The organism is Planococcus sp. 1R117A (genome assembly GCF_051417975.1).
In the GTDB taxonomy this organism is placed as follows: domain Bacteria; phylum Bacillota; class Bacilli; order Bacillales_A; family Planococcaceae; genus Planococcus; species Planococcus shenhongbingii.
This window is the reverse complement of sequence record NZ_JBPRLO010000005.1, coordinates 328,074-345,580: the sequence shown is the minus strand read 5'-3', so window position 1 is coordinate 345,580 and position 17,507 is coordinate 328,074. Positions and strand designations below refer to the sequence as shown.

General features: G+C 43.1%; 12 protein-coding genes and 2 riboswitches. Of the genes, 1 reads left to right on the top strand and 11 read right to left on the bottom strand.

Features of this window, described 5'->3' with window-relative positions:
- Positions 1 to 785 precede the first annotated feature (785 nt).
- The 8 genes from ACSFXN_RS16310 to ilvD form a co-directional block, all read right to left on the bottom strand.
- Positions 786 to 2,123 carry an NCS2 family permease gene (locus ACSFXN_RS16310; RefSeq protein WP_437151154.1) on the bottom strand — a complete coding sequence of 446 codons (1,338 nt, stop codon included), beginning with the start codon at positions 2,121 to 2,123 and terminating at the stop codon, positions 786 to 788.
- A 118-nt stretch (positions 2,124 to 2,241) separates the two neighbouring features.
- Positions 2,242 to 2,343, bottom strand: a riboswitch (purine riboswitch).
- Between the two features lie 126 nt (positions 2,344 to 2,469).
- Positions 2,470 to 4,008: a glutamine-hydrolyzing GMP synthase gene (gene guaA, locus ACSFXN_RS16305; RefSeq protein WP_437151170.1), complete on the bottom strand. Its 1,539-nt coding sequence runs from the start codon at positions 4,006 to 4,008 to the stop codon at positions 2,470 to 2,472.
- 124 nt (positions 4,009 to 4,132) lie between these two features.
- A riboswitch (purine riboswitch) is annotated at positions 4,133 to 4,234 on the bottom strand.
- Between the two features lie 31 nt (positions 4,235 to 4,265).
- Complete coding sequence (locus ACSFXN_RS16300; RefSeq protein ID WP_437151152.1) at positions 4,266 to 6,455, bottom strand: DUF4129 domain-containing transglutaminase family protein; 2,190 nt, start codon at positions 6,453 to 6,455, stop codon at positions 4,266 to 4,268.
- A complete protein-coding gene (locus ACSFXN_RS16295) occupies positions 6,452 to 7,393 on the bottom strand; it encodes a DUF58 domain-containing protein (protein WP_437151151.1) in 942 nt (313 codons plus the stop codon). The genes ACSFXN_RS16300 and ACSFXN_RS16295 overlap by 4 nt, the downstream gene beginning before the upstream one ends.
- A gap of 269 nt (positions 7,394 to 7,662) precedes the next feature.
- Positions 7,663 to 8,613, bottom strand: a complete 951-nt coding sequence (locus tag ACSFXN_RS16290; RefSeq protein WP_300991810.1) for an AAA family ATPase — start codon at positions 8,611 to 8,613, stop codon at positions 7,663 to 7,665.
- A 160-nt stretch (positions 8,614 to 8,773) separates the two neighbouring features.
- On the bottom strand, positions 8,774 to 9,601 hold the full coding sequence (gene nadE, locus ACSFXN_RS16285; protein ID WP_437151148.1) for an ammonia-dependent NAD(+) synthetase: 828 nt from the start codon (positions 9,599 to 9,601) through the stop codon (positions 8,774 to 8,776).
- A 12-nt stretch (positions 9,602 to 9,613) separates the two neighbouring features.
- Positions 9,614 to 11,083, bottom strand: a complete 1,470-nt coding sequence (locus ACSFXN_RS16280; RefSeq protein WP_437151147.1) for a nicotinate phosphoribosyltransferase — start codon at positions 11,081 to 11,083, stop codon at positions 9,614 to 9,616.
- Positions 11,084 to 11,515: 432 nt separating this feature from the next.
- Positions 11,516 to 13,231: a dihydroxy-acid dehydratase gene (gene ilvD / locus ACSFXN_RS16275; protein WP_437151145.1), complete on the bottom strand. Its 1,716-nt coding sequence runs from the start codon at positions 13,229 to 13,231 to the stop codon at positions 11,516 to 11,518.
- Positions 13,232 to 13,503: 272 nt separating this feature from the next.
- Between ilvD and ACSFXN_RS16270 the strand changes: the two genes are divergently transcribed.
- Positions 13,504 to 14,010, top strand: coding sequence for a GNAT family N-acetyltransferase (locus ACSFXN_RS16270; RefSeq protein ID WP_437151144.1), 507 nt, complete (start codon positions 13,504 to 13,506; stop codon positions 14,008 to 14,010).
- Between the two features lie 57 nt (positions 14,011 to 14,067).
- On the opposite strand, the gene ACSFXN_RS16265 is transcribed toward ACSFXN_RS16270, so the two are convergent.
- The 3 genes from ACSFXN_RS16265 to ACSFXN_RS16255 form a co-directional block, all read right to left on the bottom strand.
- A complete protein-coding gene (locus tag ACSFXN_RS16265; protein ID WP_437151143.1) occupies positions 14,068 to 14,733 on the bottom strand; it encodes a GNAT family N-acetyltransferase in 666 nt (221 codons plus the stop codon).
- Positions 14,734 to 14,911: 178 nt separating this feature from the next.
- Complete coding sequence (locus tag ACSFXN_RS16260) at positions 14,912 to 16,531, bottom strand: alpha-glucosidase (protein ID WP_437151141.1); 1,620 nt, start codon at positions 16,529 to 16,531, stop codon at positions 14,912 to 14,914.
- Between the two features lie 87 nt (positions 16,532 to 16,618).
- The gene (locus ACSFXN_RS16255; RefSeq protein WP_437151139.1) at positions 16,619 to 17,500 is read right to left on the bottom strand and encodes an ROK family protein; all 882 of its coding nucleotides are present in this window, start codon (positions 17,498 to 17,500) and stop codon (positions 16,619 to 16,621) included.
- Positions 17,501 to 17,507 lie beyond the last annotated feature (7 nt).

Genomic DNA, 17,507 nt, shown 5'->3' with positions numbered 1-17,507 from the left:
CACGCCGCCAGCGTTCGTCCTGAGCCAGGATCAAACTCTCCATTATAGAAGAAATTGATTGCTCAATGTTCTGCTGGCGTCTCGCCATCCCGAAGGATGCGCGAGTCGCTTTGATCTGCTTGCGCTGATCAGTAGTGTTTTGCTCGGATCGCTTTGCGACGATCCTCGCAGAAAATTCGTTGTCGCGCCAAGGCGCTTCAACAATTTTTGTTGACGTTTTGCTGTTCAGTTTTCAAGGTTCAATGTGCGCCGCTTTCAAACAGCAACTTTATTAGAATACCTCAACCTACAATCCATGTCAATAACTTTCGTTATTTTTCTCATTAATTTTTTAATGAACTTACATCGAGTTGTTTTGAGGACAATTACTAATATATCAGAGGTTGTATTTGAAGTCAACGCTTTTAATAGAAATAATAAAAAAATATTATTTCGTTTACATTTCTTATTATAACAGAATATTCTAAAAATGAAATTACAAAAGTGTTACAAATTTGAAAGGGAATATCTCCTTTACATTGCAACTATTTGCCATCTATCCATGATCTCGTTCTGATTCAAAAGCTCTATCTCATTTCTCCCTTCTTTTCATATCTCTATTTTCTTTTTCTTCTATATAAAATAATCAGGCGACTTCATAAAACACCGTGGAAATTTTTAAGTTCTAAAACATTGGTATCGAAATCAGCCAGATCAAATTTCTCTTCTATATATAAATAGCTTCTTCATCCCACAACTTCCTTCTATATAAAAAAGCCCGCCAAAATTCTTTGGCGGGCTTTCTCTTAAGCGATGAACACAAAATAAAGAATGAAGATCACAAACAACCCATACATAATCGGATGTACTTGCTTCCACTTGCCAGCGGTGATCATCGTAATAGGATAGAAAATAAAACCAATAGCAATACCTGTTGCAATACTATAACCAAGCGGCATCGCTATCATTGTTAGGAAAGCAGGTACAGCGATTTCGAATTTCGACCAATCGATTCTTCCTAAAGCCGAAACCATCAGCACACCTACAATAATTAAAGCAGGAGCAGTTACAGCACTCGTAATTACTTCTAATAGCGGATAAAAGAATATGGAAATCAAAAATAGTAATCCGGTTACGACTGCAGCAAATCCAGAGCGAGCTCCTGCAGCCACTCCTGCGCTAGATTCGATATAAGATGTTGTTGTCGAAGTCCCAAAGATCGCTCCACTTACTGTTGCAACCGCATCTGCCAATAACGCTCTTCCAGCACGTGGAAGTTTATCATCTTTAATCAATCGAGCCTGAGTTGCAACTGCCACCAAAGTTCCGGCAGTATCAAAGAAGTCTACAAACAGGAATGTTAAGACAATAACCAGAAATTCAATATTTACCAAAGAACCAAAGTCATTAATGATTGGCTCGAAAGCCACTCCAAATGTCGGAGCCATACTCGGAACATTAAAATCAACGATTGCTTTAGGTAAATCAACCACTTGGAAGATCATGCCCACAACAGCTGCAATCAGCATCCCGAAGAAAATTCCGCCTTTAACTCGGCGAACCATAAGAATTACAGTAACAAACATTCCAAAAATGGCCAGCAGCGTTGAAGGCGTTGATAAATCTCCAAGACCGACCATCGTTGCTTCATTGGCCACAATAATTCCGGAATTTTGCAGACCGATAAACGTGATGTAAAGTCCAATCCCAGCTCCAACCGCCAATTTCAAGTCATTAGGGATTGCATTGATAATCATTTCACGGATCCCGGACAATGAAAGAACGATAAAAATTAGTCCAGAAAATAAAACACCAGTTAAAGCAGTTTGCCACGGCACACCGTAAGTTAAAATAACTGTATAAGCAAAAAATGCATTTAAACCCATGCCAGGCGCAAGTGCTATTGGATATCTTGCGACAATGCCCATCATTAAACACCCTACTGCAGCTGCCAAAGCCGTCGCCATAAATACGGAGCCGTAATCCATGTACATTTCAGCAGGCAAATCTGGGATTGAACTTAAAGTCAGCGTCAACGGATTGACCACTAAAATGTAAGCCATCGCTAGAAATGTTGTTAAGCCGCCGATTATTTCACGGCGATAATTGGTTCCCAGCTCTTCGAACTGAAAATACTTTTTCATGTTGTTTTCCTCCGCGTGTCGTCGCGATAATGCTTTAAATAAAAAACGCATACAGCTTTATGCCGTATGCGCTCGATTTATCCTTTCAAAGCAAAAACTCTGAAAATAGTCCTGCTTCTTGAAAGCGGACAAAAATCGTAGTCGAGTCATTTACGGTAACTCGGTAGAAACTTTCGGGCCTTATCCCCGACATTATACGACAACGTTATTTAATTTCTATTGTAATATAACATGATTCCGTTTTTCTAACAAGATTAAACACGAACATTTCTTTCAATAAAGTGAATAAAGTTCGTGAAAACAAAAAACTGCACTCCATAAACAGAGTACAGTTGCTTCAATTATTTTATTCCCACTCTATAGTGGCAGGTGGCTTGCTCGTAATGTCATACAATACACGGTTGATATGTGAGACTTCATTGACTAAACGAACACTGATTTTCTCCAGTACATCCCAAGGAATGCGGGCCCAATCTGAAGTCATGCCATCGATCGAGGTAACCGCTCGGATGCCGATCGCATAATCATAAGTACGGGCATCTCCCATTACCCCAACGCTGCGGATGTCAGGAAGGACAGTGAAATATTGCCAAATATCCCGGTCAAGACCGGCTTTACTGATTTCGTCACGCAAAATCCAATCTGATTCACGGACGATTTCCAGTTTTTCTTCCGTTACTGCACCCATAATGCGAATTCCAAGGCCCGGACCCGGGAATGGCTGACGCCAAACGATCTCATCTGGCATACCAAGCTCAGTTCCAAGCACCCGCACTTCATCTTTAAACAAAGTATTTAACGGCTCGATTAATTTGAATTGCATATCCTCAGGAAGGCCACCCACATTGTGGTGAGATTTGATCGTTTGAGCTGTGGTTGTACCACTTTCAATAATATCTGTATAAAGCGTTCCTTGCGCTAAAAAGTCCATGCCTTCAAGTTTTGAAGCTTCATCATCAAATACATAAATAAATTCGTTGCCGATAATTTTCCGTTTTTGTTCCGGATCAATTACACCAGCTAATTTATTCATGAAACGCTCACGCGCATCAATTTTGATGACGTTCATGTGGAAGCCGTCAGCAAAAGTTTTCATGACGCTTTCCGCTTCCCCTTTGCGAAGAAGACCGTGATCAACAAACATGCAAGTCAGTTGATCGCCGATTGCTTTATGGATCAGTACTGCCACAACAGAAGAATCTACGCCGCCGCTAAGCGCACAAAGAACTTTTTTATCGCCTACTTCTTCGCGAATCTTCTCGATCTCGAGTTCAATGTAATTTTCCATTGACCAATCGTCTGTCATACCGCATACATCAAAGACGAATTGGCGCAATAACTCATTGCCATAAATAGAATGGCGCACTTCCGGGTGGAATTGAACACCGTAAAAACCGCGGGATTCATCCGCCATAGAGGCAATCGGACAGCCTGCGCTTGTACCAATTACATCAAATCCAGGAGGCGCAGCGGTAACCAAGTCACCATGGCTCATCCAAACAATTTGCTCTTCCGGCAATTCTTTAAATAACTTACTTTCTTTGACCAGCTTCAGTTCCGCTTTGCCGTATTCACGGTTTTGCGCTTTTTCAACTTTACCGTTCAAATGCAGCGCCATTAATTGCATGCCGTAGCAAATTCCTAAAATAGGCAATCCCATTTCAAAAATAGCGTCATCTACTGAAAAAGCATTTTTATCGTAAACCGAATTCGGTCCGCCTGAGAAGATAATTCCTGTCGCATTCATTTCTTTGATTTCTTCAGCAGTAATGGTATGAGGATGCAGTTCACTGTAAACTCCAATTTCTCGAATACGCCGTGTAATCAATTGGTTGTACTGGCTTCCAAAATCCAAAACTACAATCTTCTTTTGCTCTTTTAACATCGGGCTTGCTGGCACACTCTTCACCTCTTCTATTCATTTCATGCCTCAAAAAAACAAAAGAACGCGAAAAATACTCCTCGCGTTCTTTTGGCTCTACATCAAAAAGGCGAATGCACATGTCGAGGCATGCGTCATCCACCTTCATAGTCAAGTCATTTCCGGGGACTTGGTAGAGACATCTGGTCCATATTACCAGACATATATGAGGGCACCTGTAACTTTAATTTTCTCAATTGTACAAGGTAGCACGCTCAAAATCAACCGGTTGTTTGTTTGATTAAATTTTCCCAACTTTCCTGCAATTCCCGCCATTCAACGGCATCTGTATGCCCGCCGTAAATTGACTGCTCATATGCATTTGTTAAACGGGTCATGTCTTTGGTGCCGAAAAACGTATCGATGTAGGATGCATAAGACCTTAACGTTTGGCCTTCCCTTCTTTTAATGCCATACAGATCCAGCTGTTTCAACAGCCGCAAATATGCTTTTTCAAAAGTATGAGTTCCGCCGCGTCGAAGCCGGTAATAAGGAATCAGCACGACTGGCAGCCATTTCTGGCGAACCTTATAAAATATGGCTGTCAGCAGGGCTAACCCGATAAAAATCCAACCGATTTCGCTTCGGTTTTCGTCTAAAAATGCAGTGAATCGGCTCCATATGGAAGGTCCTGCATTCCCTGAAGCAGCAGCAGCATCTTCTGTTTCATTTGGTTTAGGCGGTTCAGGGCGATCCGGCATTTCGTGTTCATCCCTTTCTGCCGCATCCACTTCCACATCGAATTCTACAGCCGAGGAGCCGGTAAAACCGATAGTTGGCTCAAATAACATCCACCCTACATCCGGCATATAAGCTTCCACCCAGGAATGGGCATTGTTATTAGTGATTTGGTAAATATCTCTTTCACCGTCAGTCTCCAGCAATTCACCTTCATTAAATCCTTTAACCCAGCGTGCCGGAATATCAAGAGAACGGAGCATAACAACCATCGATGTAGAAAAGTTATCGCAATAGCCCCTTTTCGTTTCAAACAAAAATTGGTCCACATAGTCTTGGTTTTCAGTAGGAACCGGGATATCCTGCTGGCTGTATTCAAACCCCGCATTGCTGAAATACCGTTCGATATCTCGTGTCTTGTCATAGATAGTAGTCGAGCTCGCCGTTATTTCAGCTGCCAAATCCCGGACTCTTTGGGGCAGTTCCGCGGGCAGCTGCAAATAGCGGTCAAATTCAGCAGGCAATTCGGCCAAATCAGCATCTGACGTTTCGCGCAATGCGGTTAAGCTGAAAGTAGGTTCGCTGTAAGTAATCTCATAAACTTCCGGTTCGTAAACATCGCCTTGCTGGTAGGTTTCTATCCGCTGGTCCGCCGAATTATATTGATAATCCAAGTCTGTATCCATCACAATCGATTCTGTGCCATATGGGTATAAAACAAAAGGAAAATCTTGATCCATCGACAGCAAAGCCGTGTCTTGTTCTTCCAAATCACCAGGAGTAAAATCAGTGGCAATAAAATCCCCATTTTCGTAAAGGTATGAATCCCCGACATTTCCCGTCAGTTCCCAGCCTTTTGTTGTATAAATATCTTTTGACTCCACTTTCCAATATTGGCCGCTTGTCACTTCCGCTCGAAACACTGGAGAACTGTCGCCTATAAAAGATCCACCCAATTGTGAATCATTTACTCCATATCCAATCCTTCCAACTGTACTGCCTGGTCCGCTTCCCGCTTGACTTGAGAGGGAGGTAATATATGGCACGGGATCCGGCCAAACTGGTCCGGTTTTCGGCAAATACAATGCGAATGCAGTGGATACCGCAATCATAATGAAAAGAGGAATGACAGAAGCAGCGATTTTATCACTGCTCAACTCAATGTGATGCCGTTCAGTCCATCTAGCCAGGTGCAGAAGTCCGGCAAGCAACAAGCCAATGACCATAATGCGGATGATTGCTGTATTTCCAGTATAAGGGCTGAACGTATCCAAAACGGCGATAAATACGACCGTTAACAAGTAAAACAAAAATATACTCAGACGGAAACTCACCCAATAGTGAATCAAATAAACGGCCATCCACAGCAAAGCAAAAAATAAAACCGTCCTAAAAATATCAGTCGTCTGTGCCCAGTTCTGTGAAAACAAAGCACTTATATTTGTTTCTGTATCTTGCCAGACAAATGCTAATGCCTCTGAAGTGAAAAACACTTCACCGGTGTACACATAAATGATAAACCATAAAATATAAATCAATTTCAATGGCCCTGAAATCCACCAATCTACTTTTAACAAAGCCATCAGCAATCCCATACCAATGAACATTAAAAACAAAGGCTTATAGGCTGTAGCTGTCAAAGTCATAACCGGAGTCAGCCATTCGGCCAGCAGGAAAAAAACTAAAACATATAATCCAGCCATAAACCATCTATTTTTTCGAATGGAAGTCATTTGCCGTTCACCTCCGTGAATACCGATGCAAAATTCTCAGGGCTGACTCGCTTGACAATAAATCCTTTGGAACGGGCAAATTGATGGGCCATCTCATCTTTAGGAGAAGGATGCTCTCCTTTGTTCATCACGATTAAACACATGCATGTGTTCAAGTGTTTTACGTTCCGCTGAATAACTTTCACCATCTCAATCGTTAGATGGCTGGTAACATACAACAAACTCGAAGCTTGTATTTTTTGCAAATCACGATTCGCTGCTTCTTCTACGGGCTTTTCCAAATCAGCTTGCACTTTTGTCAAATGGTACATAATTCGGTGTAGATGTTCTTCAGTCTGGATCACTGGAAAATAATTGCGCGTATCTCCAACAGATAAATAAGCTACACTGGAATTCGTCCGGACAATTGCTTGCAGAATTGAAGCCACTAATTCAACTTGATTTTCAAATTTTTCTGAAGGAACCCGGTCATCCATTAAGAATAAGTCCTGTGATTGCCGATCTTCAAACTCTTTCGTTCTCATTGTTTGAGTTCGGGCAAAAGATTTCCAGTGAATCCATGATACCCGGTCGCCGGGATGATAATCGCGGATTCCGGTAGCCATGGTCGTGTCTTTCACCAAAGTAAAAGGAGCCGCCATTGAACCATGGTCATATTTGGACTCCATCGGCCGATAAGGCATTTCAACCGTATTAGGGTAAACGAGCACTTTTTGCTGCAAAGGCACTAGCCTGCTTTTACGGACCCAGCCAAAAAAATCAGCAATTTCTATCTGAACTCCTTCAAGGATATGTTCTCCGCGAGGCATCTGTTCAATTTCATAGGTCCAGGAATAGGATTTTCGAAACCCCGGAACGATCATCTTTTGATTGCCCCCAACGGCTCTTTTTTTCAATGCGGGAGAATTGGTTTTTTCTGTCAGGACAGTATAAAGCAAAGGAAACCTCATTTTACGGCGAATGTGAATCGTTGCGGAAAAACTGCCCCCTTTCCGCACCTGTGCTGTATGAATTTCACGGGAAAGTTCAATATCCTGCAAGGGATAAAAAGTAAGTAATATTGAATAAAGTGCAAAGGGCAACGCCATATAAAAAATAAACCAGCTTACAAACCCGCCTTGAAACATAGCAAACGAAAATGTTAACAAGAGGATGCCAAATACAAAAAGCAGCCTCCCCCACAGATTAAAGAATTCTAACGCTTTATTCATTGGCCTACAAGCCTCTGAACCGGCACCCTGGTCTTGGCCATAATTCTGTCTGTAATTTCTTCAGCAGTAACTCCGTCATACCGGGCTTCAGAACGGAGCATAATCCGGTGGCCGAAGACAAATTTCGCTAAATGCTGCACATCGTCCGGCGTGACAAAATCCCTTCCTTTCAACATGGCGTAAGCCTGGGATGCTTTCATAAGAGCGATGGATCCCCGCGGACTTACCCCCAGATAGACGTAAGGGTCAATCCGAGTCTGCCTGGCCAGATCTACAATATAGCTTCGGATTGTCTCATCTACTCTAATCAATTTTACTTCTTCCTGAAGTTTCAGTAATTCTTCAAGTGACATCACTGGCTGAAGTTCATCAATCGGGGCAGAAATTTGGGAACGGTTCAAAACTTCCATCTCTTCCCGGGAAGTTGGATAGCCAATTTTTATTTTCAAAAGGAATCGATCCAGCTGCGCTTCCGGCAATGGATACGTTCCTTCGTATTCAATCGGGTTTTGGGTTGCCATAACAAAAAAAGGTTTAGGGATGTGCATCGTGACGCCATCAATTGTAACGGAAGCTTCTTCCATTGCTTCTAATAGGGAGGATTGCGTTTTAGGGGAAGTCCGGTTTATTTCATCGGCCAATACAATATTGCCCATAATCGGTCCGGGTCTAAAATGAAATTCCATATCTTTCGGATTGTAAATAGAAACGCCTATGACATCAGACGGAAGCAAATCAGGGGTGAATTGAATTCTCTTAAAATCGGCGCCTATCGATTTTGCAAGCGCCCTTACCAGCATCGTTTTCCCAACTCCCGGCACATCTTCAAGCAAAACATGCCCTTGCGATAACATGGCTACTATACTCAATTCTGCAATGTGCCGTTTGCCTATAATTACTTTTTCTATATTATCTATAACGATATTTAATCGGTCTTTCGCGCTCATCCTGATTCCCCCAGTATATATGATGAAATTTTTCAAATTGTCGAAATCTTATCATAAGCATAACGAATTTAAGTAAATTTCTCAACTGTCCATTACTTTTCGAAGGACTTTTTCCGTAAGAAAAAACAGAGCTTAGCATGCTAAGCTCTGTTAGTCTCGGTTATTTCCAAAAATCATCAAATATAGTGACGGGCAAATGCCGTTTATGCTGAGAGCGCAAATAATAGTCTTCCAGCTTTTCCTGCGCATCTGCTGGAATTTTCTTGCCTTCCAAATAGTCATCTATCATGTCATACGTCAATCCCAATGCTACTTCGTCTGGAATTGCCGGTTTATCTTCTTCTAAATCCGCTGTCGGTATTTTCATATACAAATGCTCCGGCGCCCCTAGCTCTTTCAATATTGCGCGACCTTGCCGCTTGTTTAAGCGGAACAGCGGCGTAACATCTGCCGCGCCATCTCCGAACTTGGTAAAGAAACCGGTAATCGCTTCAGCGGCGTGGTCCGTCCCTAAGACGACTGCATTGTGCATAGCCGCTATTGAAAACTGCACTTTCATCCGTTCACGAGCTTTTTCATTTCCTTTAGCGAAGTCCGTCAATTCAATGCCCACTGCATCAAGCGCTCGTTTGCTGGCATCTACTGCTTCTTTGATATTGACTGTATAAACTTTAGTCGGATTGATAAAATCGACGGCATCTTGTGCATCATGCTCATCGAACTGTTCCCCGTAAGGCAGCCGGACAGCATAGAAGCTGTATTTTTCTTCACCGGCTTCGCCATTAAGTTCATCGACTGCCATTTGTGCCAACTTCCCGACTAAAGTAGAATCTTGTCCTCCGGAAATTCCTAGTACGTACCCTTTTAAAAAGGAGTGATGAGCCAAATACTCTTTTAAAAATGAAACAGTACGGCTAATTTCTTCTTTTGGATTTATGGAAGGTTGAACCTTAAGTTCTTCAATGATTTTCTTTTGCAACTCTGTCATCAATACTCCTCCTTATTTCCCAGTAAGCTGTTGGATCATATCTTTCACTTCTTGGATATTGCGCATTTTATTGTCCCAGCATTTTTGGCTTAAATCTACAGGATATTCTTCCGGATTCAATGAACGCTTGTATTCATCCCAAAGCAACTCCAAATTCCTTGCCGCAAATTGCTGCATTTCTTGTACAGATGGGTTTTCATATATGATTTCTCCATCTTTGATGACTTGATGATGGATATCCACTGCATCAAAATTGGAAACAAATTTTGAAACGTAGGTATGGACAGGATGGAACATCTTCAAGTGATCTTCTTCAGCCGGGTTCTCATCTTGCAATGTAATATAATCACCCTCTGACTTCCCATTTTCCCTATCTATAATCCGGTAAACGTTTTTCATGCCAGGAGTTGTAACTTTTTCCGCATTTCCGGAAATTTTAATGGTATCTTCCATTTCGCCGTGTTCATTTTCGATGGCTACAATTTTATAAACTGCACCAAGTGCCGGCTGATCATATGCTGTAATCAGTTTAGTCCCGATTCCCCATGAATCCACTCTAGCTCCTTGTGCTTTTAAGTTTAGAATGGTGTATTCATCCAGATCGTTCGAAACAACAATTTCCGCTTCCGGGAAGCCTGCTTCATCCAGCATTTTTCTTGCTTCTTTCGACAAGAACGCAATATCACCGCTATCCAGCCGAATGCCTTGGAAATTGATTTTATCGCCTAATTCTTGCGCTACCCGGATAGCAGTCGGCACACCCGATTTCAGCGTATCGTAAGTATCCACTAAAAACACACAATCCTTATGGCGTTTCGCATACGAATGAAATGCTTCATATTCATCTTTATAAGCCTGGACCATCGAGTGGGCATGAGTCCCAGCAACAGGAAGGCCGAACCGTTTCCCTGCCCGTACATTGCTAGTTGCTTCCAACCCTCCGATAAATGCGGCGCGCGTGCCCCAAATAGCTGCATCCATTTCCTGTGCCCGCCTGGTGCCGAATTCCATGACCCGTTGTTCTTTAACAATTTGTTTAATCCGGCTTGCTTTAGTCGCGATTAAAGTTTGGTAATTAACAATGTTCAAAAGCGCCGTTTCGATCAATTGCGCTTCAACTAACGGTGCTTCAATCCGCAGCAGCGGCTCATTCTGAAAAACCAGTTCTCCTTCAAGAACGGAATACACATTGCCTGTAAAACGGACTGTCCGCAAATATTCGATAAAGTCCTCTTTAAATCCGACTTCTTCTTGAAGATAGGCAAGATCACTTTCAGTAAAACGGAAATCTCTTAAGTAATCCAATACCCGTTCCAATCCGGCGAATATGGCATAGCCGTTGCCAAACGGCAGCTTCCGGAAAAAAAGTTCAAATACGGCTTTTCGTTCATGCATTCCGTCTGCCCAGTAAGATTCGGACATATTGATTTGGTACAAATCGGTATGTAAGGCTAAACTGTCATCTGAATAACTTTTCTGCATATGAATCTCCTTCTTCCACTAACATTGTTTTTTTTATTATACCCTAATAGGCAAATTTCATTAAATTAAAAAACGTCCAAACAAATAGATTGACCAATCCCTGAAAACATGAGATACTGTTCCAGTTAACAACGAGGTAACTGATATATTTTGATAATCTGGCATTCTACAATTAATGTTTTTGAGAATACTTATTCACACTGGCGCGATTTAAGGATCGCAAGGACGTAAAAGAAGGTAGGGTTTACGTTGCTTAAGTTAGAAAGCACCCAGTGGAACTATGACCGCGGCACTGAAAGAAATACTTTTCAATGGAAATGATTCCCCCGATTAAACGGGATGAAAAATTGAGTCAAAAATAAGTGAATGTTACCTTGCAAAATCAAAGGGATGCCCCCAACTCGGGGGCATCCCTTTTCCAATTGTTCTTATTTAATTTTTTACTGCTGCTGATGCGGTGGTTTCTTCTCGGTTTAAATAATCGGTAACGGCTCCTTTAGAAGAGCAAGTTACATTGTGCGCATATTTGCCAAGGACGCCTTTTTTATGCAAAGGAGGAGCAATCCATGCCTTGCGGCGTTCTTCCAGTTCAGCGTCTGACACGTCCACCGTAATTTCCTGTGTTTCTGAATCGATGGTTACGATGTCGCCTTCTTTCAGCAAAGCAATCGGTCCGCCGACTTGCGCTTCCGGTGCAATATGCCCGACGACCAGTCCGTGAGTTCCGCCAGAGAAACGGCCATCTGTCAGCAACGCCACTTTTTCGTCCATTCCTTTACCAACAAGAATTCCCGAAATCGACAGCATTTCCGGCATTCCCGGCCCGCCTTTCGGTCCTACGTAACGAATGATCAAAACATCGCCGTCGTTGATTTGATCCGCCATAACTGCTGCAGTCGCTTCCGGTTCATTGTCAAAAACGCGTGCAGGGCCAGAATGGCGCTTCACTTTTACGCCGGACATTTTCGCGACTGCTCCACGTGGCGACAGATTCCCTTTCAAAACGATCAGCGGACCGTCTTTTCGCTTCGGATTATCGAGCGGCATGATTACTTGCTGCCCTTCCAGCAAACCAGGTGCATCTTTCAAGTTTTCTGCCACTGTTTTACCCGTGACCGTCATGCAATCACCGTGGATGTATCCCGCTTCAAAAAGCATTTTCATCACCGCTTGCACGCCACCTACACGGTGCAAGTCCTGCATGACGTATTTACCGCTCGGCTTTAAATCAGCGATATGCGGCACTGTTTTTTGAATCCGGTCAAAGTCGTCGATCGTCAAATCGACTTCAGCTGCATGGGCAATCGCCAGCAAATGCAGAATGGCATTAGTGGAGCCGCCAAGCGCCATCACGACTGTGATCGCATTTTCAAATGCTTCTTTGGTCATAATATCTTTCGGATAAATGCCTTGTTCAAGAAGATTGTATACAGCTGCTCCCGCTTCTTCACAATCCGCCAGTTTTGCTTCTGTTTCAGCCGGGTTGGATGAACTGCCCGGCAAGCTCATGCCCATCGCTTCAGCCGCAGATGCCATCGTATTTGCCGTGTACATTCCGCCGCAAGAACCAGCTCCTGGACAAGCTGCACATTCGATTTTGCGAAGAGCGCCATCGTCGATTGTTCCGGCGTTATGCTGGCCTACCCCTTCAAATACTGACACAATATCGATATCCTGTCCGTTGTTTCTTCCCGGAGCAATCGTACCTCCATAAACAAATACAGCCGGCACTTCTGAATTGGCGATGGCAATCAAGCAGCCTGGAATGTTTTTGTCGCAGCCGCCGATTGCTACGAGTCCATCAAGGCTTTCCGCCCCTACAACTGTTTCAATTGAATCTGCAATTACGTCTCGGCTGGAAAGTGAGTATTTCATTCCTTCTGTCCCCATCGAAATTCCGTCTGAAACAGTAATTGTGTTAAAAATCATCGGCTTTCCGCCAGCTTCTGCTGCGCCTTTTTTCGCACTTACTGCCAAATCATGAATATGTATATTGCAAGGAGTGACTTCGCTCCATGTACTTGCTACACCAATCTGTGGTTTTGTAAAATCATCATCAGAAAACCCCACTGCCCGAAGCATCGCTCGGTTCGGTGCTTTCATGGACCCTTCAAACACTTTACTGTTAATACGCAAATCTTTTTTCATAAGGCATCTATCCTTTCTTTTAACTCATTATAGAGCAATATTTACGCAATTCAATGAATTAAAAAATTTTTTGGACTAAAAATTGATATTTGTCAAAAAACTTTCACATGTAAGCATTTACATTTTTGATATAACTTTCATTATTATTTTTGTTGCTAGCAAGGGAAAAGAAATCCGATAGCCAGAAAATATTCGTTAAAAATGTTATACTTACCGAAAATACTTTTAATTCAAGGCTTTTATGAATACTGAATTAAATAGGAGATGATCATTTGTTAATCAGAAAAGCGCATGACAATGAATACGATATGATTAAAAAGCAGCGGCTTGCCTCGTACGCTCCTTATAAACATGCAATTCCGGAAGGCCATTGGAACGTCTTAAAAGGCACGTTGTCGTCAGAGAATGTAAAAGACTCAGGCGCTGAAATATATGTTTCTGAAATAAATGGAGATATTGCAGGGAGTGTCGTTTTATTCCCTTCAAAGACAAAAGCTTATGAATGGGATTCACAAACTTTGGAATACCCCGAGATCCGCATGCTTGCCGTAGACGCTAGCTATAGAGGCAACGGAATCGGAAAAGCTTTGGTGCAGCATTGCATTAAGCAAGCCAAAAAAGACGGTTCCACCTTTGTCGGTTTGCATACGGCAAATTTCATGGAAAATGCTATGCGGCTGTATGAAAACTTAGGGTTCAGACGCATCCCTGCCCTCGACTTTGAACCACTGGACGATGGCATTGTGGTCAAAGCATTCCGGCTTGATTTGAATTCATAAAAGGAGCGGTTTCTGCAATACGCAGAGACCGCTCCTTTTATGAGCTGGAAAAGATTTTCAACTACAAAAAGGGTTTTTCCATTCCATTAATAAGCCAAAATTATGCGATTCCGCATCTTCCAGATATCCAGGCACTAAGCATACCGGCGTACGGCCGCAACGAAGCAAAAAAGTGATGACTGGATCTTTTATTTGACCGCTGATTATCTGCTGCACATATTGCTCTGGTGCCCATTCGTTCGCATAGCGATGATATCCCGGAAGCCGCCCCCCTCCAAGCAAGCGATCCAATTTAAACTGGACAACATGTTCGTACATCGATTGCATGAGCAGTTTGCCCAAATCCAGCTTGCGATAGGATGGTTTAACACATATATCAGCAATGTATAATGTATTCCCGTCCGGTTGGTGATTGCCGATTGAGCCATTGTCGGTAATATCCTCCCAAGTATGGCGAGGATGAAGCGGATCGAAATCCACTATTAAGCTAGTCACTGAACCAACGATTTCCCCGTTTACTTCTATGCATAGTGCACCTTCCGGAAAATTTTTCAAATGGCTTTCCAGTTGCTTCTCTGTCCACCATAAGTCTTCTGGGAAAGGAGGTGGAAAACTTTCCCGCTGCACTGCAATCAAGCCTTCAAAATCCTTTTCTTGATAGTTTCTGACAGTGGCCAACACTGGTATGCCGTCTTGGAAAACATATTGTTGCTTTCGATACATCAATTCCCCATCCTTTCAATGAACTTTCTCTTTCTATTATATTAAAAAACCTTTCGGCTTATGGGCTGAAAGGTTTTAAAAAACACTTCATTCAGTTACCACTGCACCGGCACAAATAAAGCCGCAGCCAGCCTAATTTAAACAGAATGGCTTCAAATCGGCACAGCAGATTTTCAACTTATTTTCTTAGTTGATACAACCGGGCTTCAAATGGCCGCAGTTTATTGGCATCTTCCGAACCATAATTGTCGAGCAGCAATGTCGCTCCATCTGGCGCCGTCCACTTAAGAGGATCATCTTTGTGATTGGATACTACAAGCATTTTTGCTGTTTCATCTTCTCTAGTGTACGCGTAAACGCAGGAATATGGAGTTTCAAACAGTTTATAAGTCCCATAAATCAGAACTTCATTTTCTTTCCGTAAAGCGATCATGCGCTTATAAATGTTTAAGACAGATAAAGGATCGGGGAGCTGTGCTTCCACGTTCAGCCATGTATAATTGGGGTTCAAGTTGAGCCAAGGCTGTGCGCTCGAAAAGCCGGCATAGCTGCTGCCATGCCATTGCATCGGTGTACGCGAGTGGTCTCTACTGCTCATTTTAATCATTTCCATAATGGCATCATGGTCCATGCCTTCCGCTTTTTTATAACGGTATAAGTTCAAGGTCTTCACATCATCGTATAATATGATGTCATTGAAAGGGGCATTGGTCATCCCGATTTCCTGGCCTTGATAGATAAAAGGCGTTCCTTGCATGAAAAAATACATAAAAGCGATCGAAGTCGCACTTTCACGCCAATAGACATGGTCATCTCCCCAAGTTGACACAATGCGGGACCGATCATGATTTTCGACATAAAGCGCATTCCATGCTATCCCTTCAGCCGCTTCCTGCCAGCGGGTCAACACGTCTCTGAGCGCATCTATATTGACACCGCATGGTTCATCCAGCTTCCTTAAATACCAGGTTTCGAATTGAAACAGCATATTCATTACGCCGCGCTCTTCACCAATCCACTCTTCCAGTTCATCGGTGGTTACTCCATTTGCTTCTCCGACTGTCATTACGTCGTATTTGGCGAATGTTTCATCCCGCAATTCCACTAAAAAATCAAGCACCCCTTCAACATCGGTCATCTTTTCCCAAGCCGGAACATAATCGCGGTCTTCCGGATTCGGCATATCTGTATAATCCTTTTTAATATGGCTGATGGCGTCTATGCGGAAACCGTCAATGCCTTTGTCCAGCCACCAATTGGTCATATCATATAACGCTCGCCGGAGTTCAGGATTTTCCCAGTTTACATCCGGTTGCTTTTGCGCGTACAAGTGCAGATAATATTGCCGGGTTCTTTCATCAAATGCCCATGCGGGCCCACTGAAAATACTTTCCCAATTGGTCGGTTCATCACGCCAAACATACCAGTCGCGTTTGCCATTTTCTTTCGATGAACGGGATTCGATGAACCAGGGATGTTCATCACTTGTATGGTTAAGCACCAGATCAATGACCAATTTCATGCCGCGAGCATGGACTTCAGCCAGCAAGCGGTCAAAATCCGCCATTGTTCCCATAACTTCCATAATGTCTTGATAATCACTAATATCATATCCATTATCTATATTTGGCGATTTGTACATCGGGCAAATCCAAATAATGTCAATGCCCAATTCCACTAAATAGTCCAGCTTTTCTGTTACACCGTTTAAATCACCGATGCCATCCCCGTTTGTGTCTTTGAAACTTCGGGGGTATATCTGATAAACAACTGCTTCTTTCCACCATGTTTTTTTCACTAACAGCGCCCCCTTATATCTTTAATGCAAATTCTTAAAGATTTTCATACTAGGCTGGGCCAAGCAAAATTTAAACTTCAGCATCCTTTATTTTAGTTCTGTTCCTTCTAATAGCAATGCCGCACCTAGGACCCCTGCTTCATTGCCGAATTCAGCCACTTTCACGGAAAGTGGATTCAATAGCAGCGGTTCGAGCTGCTGCATGAATTGATCCCACCACAGAGGTGCTGCTTCGGACACGCCGCCGCCAATCACGACAACTTCCATATCGAAAATGGCTTGAAGAGAACTGATGCCTTGTGCCAAATCGGCTGTAAATTCTTCGACAAGCTGCATGGCGTGTGGATCTGTCGCCGCAACTTCAAATAGTTCATGTGAACTGATCGTGAGGCCTGCTTCTTTAATGCGCCGATTAAGCGCTGTTCCTGAAACGTATTGCTCGTAACAGCCGCGCCGGCCGCAAGGGCATAAGACTCCGTTCGGATATAACACCATATGCCCAATTTCAGCGGCACCTCCGTGCGGTCCCCCGCTTAACAGTTTGCCATCCCAGATAATGCCGCCTCCAAGACCAGTGCCAAGGGTCAAACAAACAACGCGGCTGTTCCCTCTTGCGGCCCCGATCTTAGCTTCTGCAAGAGCTGCACAATTTGCGTCATTGTCTACTTCAACTCTTTTTCCTGTTGCAGCTTCCAGCTGTTTTTTCAAATCGGTCCCTGTCCATCCCGGCAGAATGTCAGTGGCATAAATCACTTTTCCATTAATGGAATCCACGAAGCCATGTGTCCCGATGCCAATCGCATTCACTTCGGGGTGATGCTTGATGATCCGCAGAATTTGTTTTTCGAGATAAGGATACAGCGGAATTTTTGTCGGCACAGTTTCATCAAATGACAGTGTTCCCTCCTGTCCGACAATTGCCAGCCTGATTTTCGTCCCGCCAATGTCGACGCCTAATACATTATTCATGTTCTTC

What these genes read in the sequence shown, in the direction of transcription:
- ACSFXN_RS16310 (WP_437151154.1), bottom strand. Translation starts at nt 2,123, where the DNA reads ATGAAAAAGTATTTTCAGTTCGAAGAGCTGGGAACCAATTATCGCCGT.
- guaA (WP_437151170.1), bottom strand. Translation starts at nt 4,008, where the DNA reads ATGTTAAAAGAGCAAAAGAAGATTGTAGTTTTGGATTTTGGAAGCCAG.
- ACSFXN_RS16300 (WP_437151152.1), bottom strand. Translation starts at nt 6,455, where the DNA reads ATGACTTCCATTCGAAAAAATAGATGGTTTATGGCTGGATTATATGTT.
- ACSFXN_RS16290 (WP_300991810.1), bottom strand. Translation starts at nt 8,613, where the DNA reads ATGAGCGCGAAAGACCGATTAAATATCGTTATAGATAATATAGAAAAA.
- nadE (WP_437151148.1), bottom strand. Translation starts at nt 9,601, where the DNA reads ATGACAGAGTTGCAAAAGAAAATCATTGAAGAACTTAAGGTTCAACCT.
- ACSFXN_RS16280 (WP_437151147.1), bottom strand. Translation starts at nt 11,083, where the DNA reads ATGCAGAAAAGTTATTCAGATGACAGTTTAGCCTTACATACCGATTTG.
- ilvD (WP_437151145.1), bottom strand. Translation starts at nt 13,231, where the DNA reads ATGAAAAAAGATTTGCGTATTAACAGTAAAGTGTTTGAAGGGTCCATG.
- ACSFXN_RS16265 (WP_437151143.1), bottom strand. Translation starts at nt 14,733, where the DNA reads ATGTATCGAAAGCAACAATATGTTTTCCAAGACGGCATACCAGTGTTG.
- ACSFXN_RS16255 (WP_437151139.1), bottom strand. Translation starts at nt 17,500, where the DNA reads ATGAATAATGTATTAGGCGTCGACATTGGCGGGACGAAAATCAGGCTG.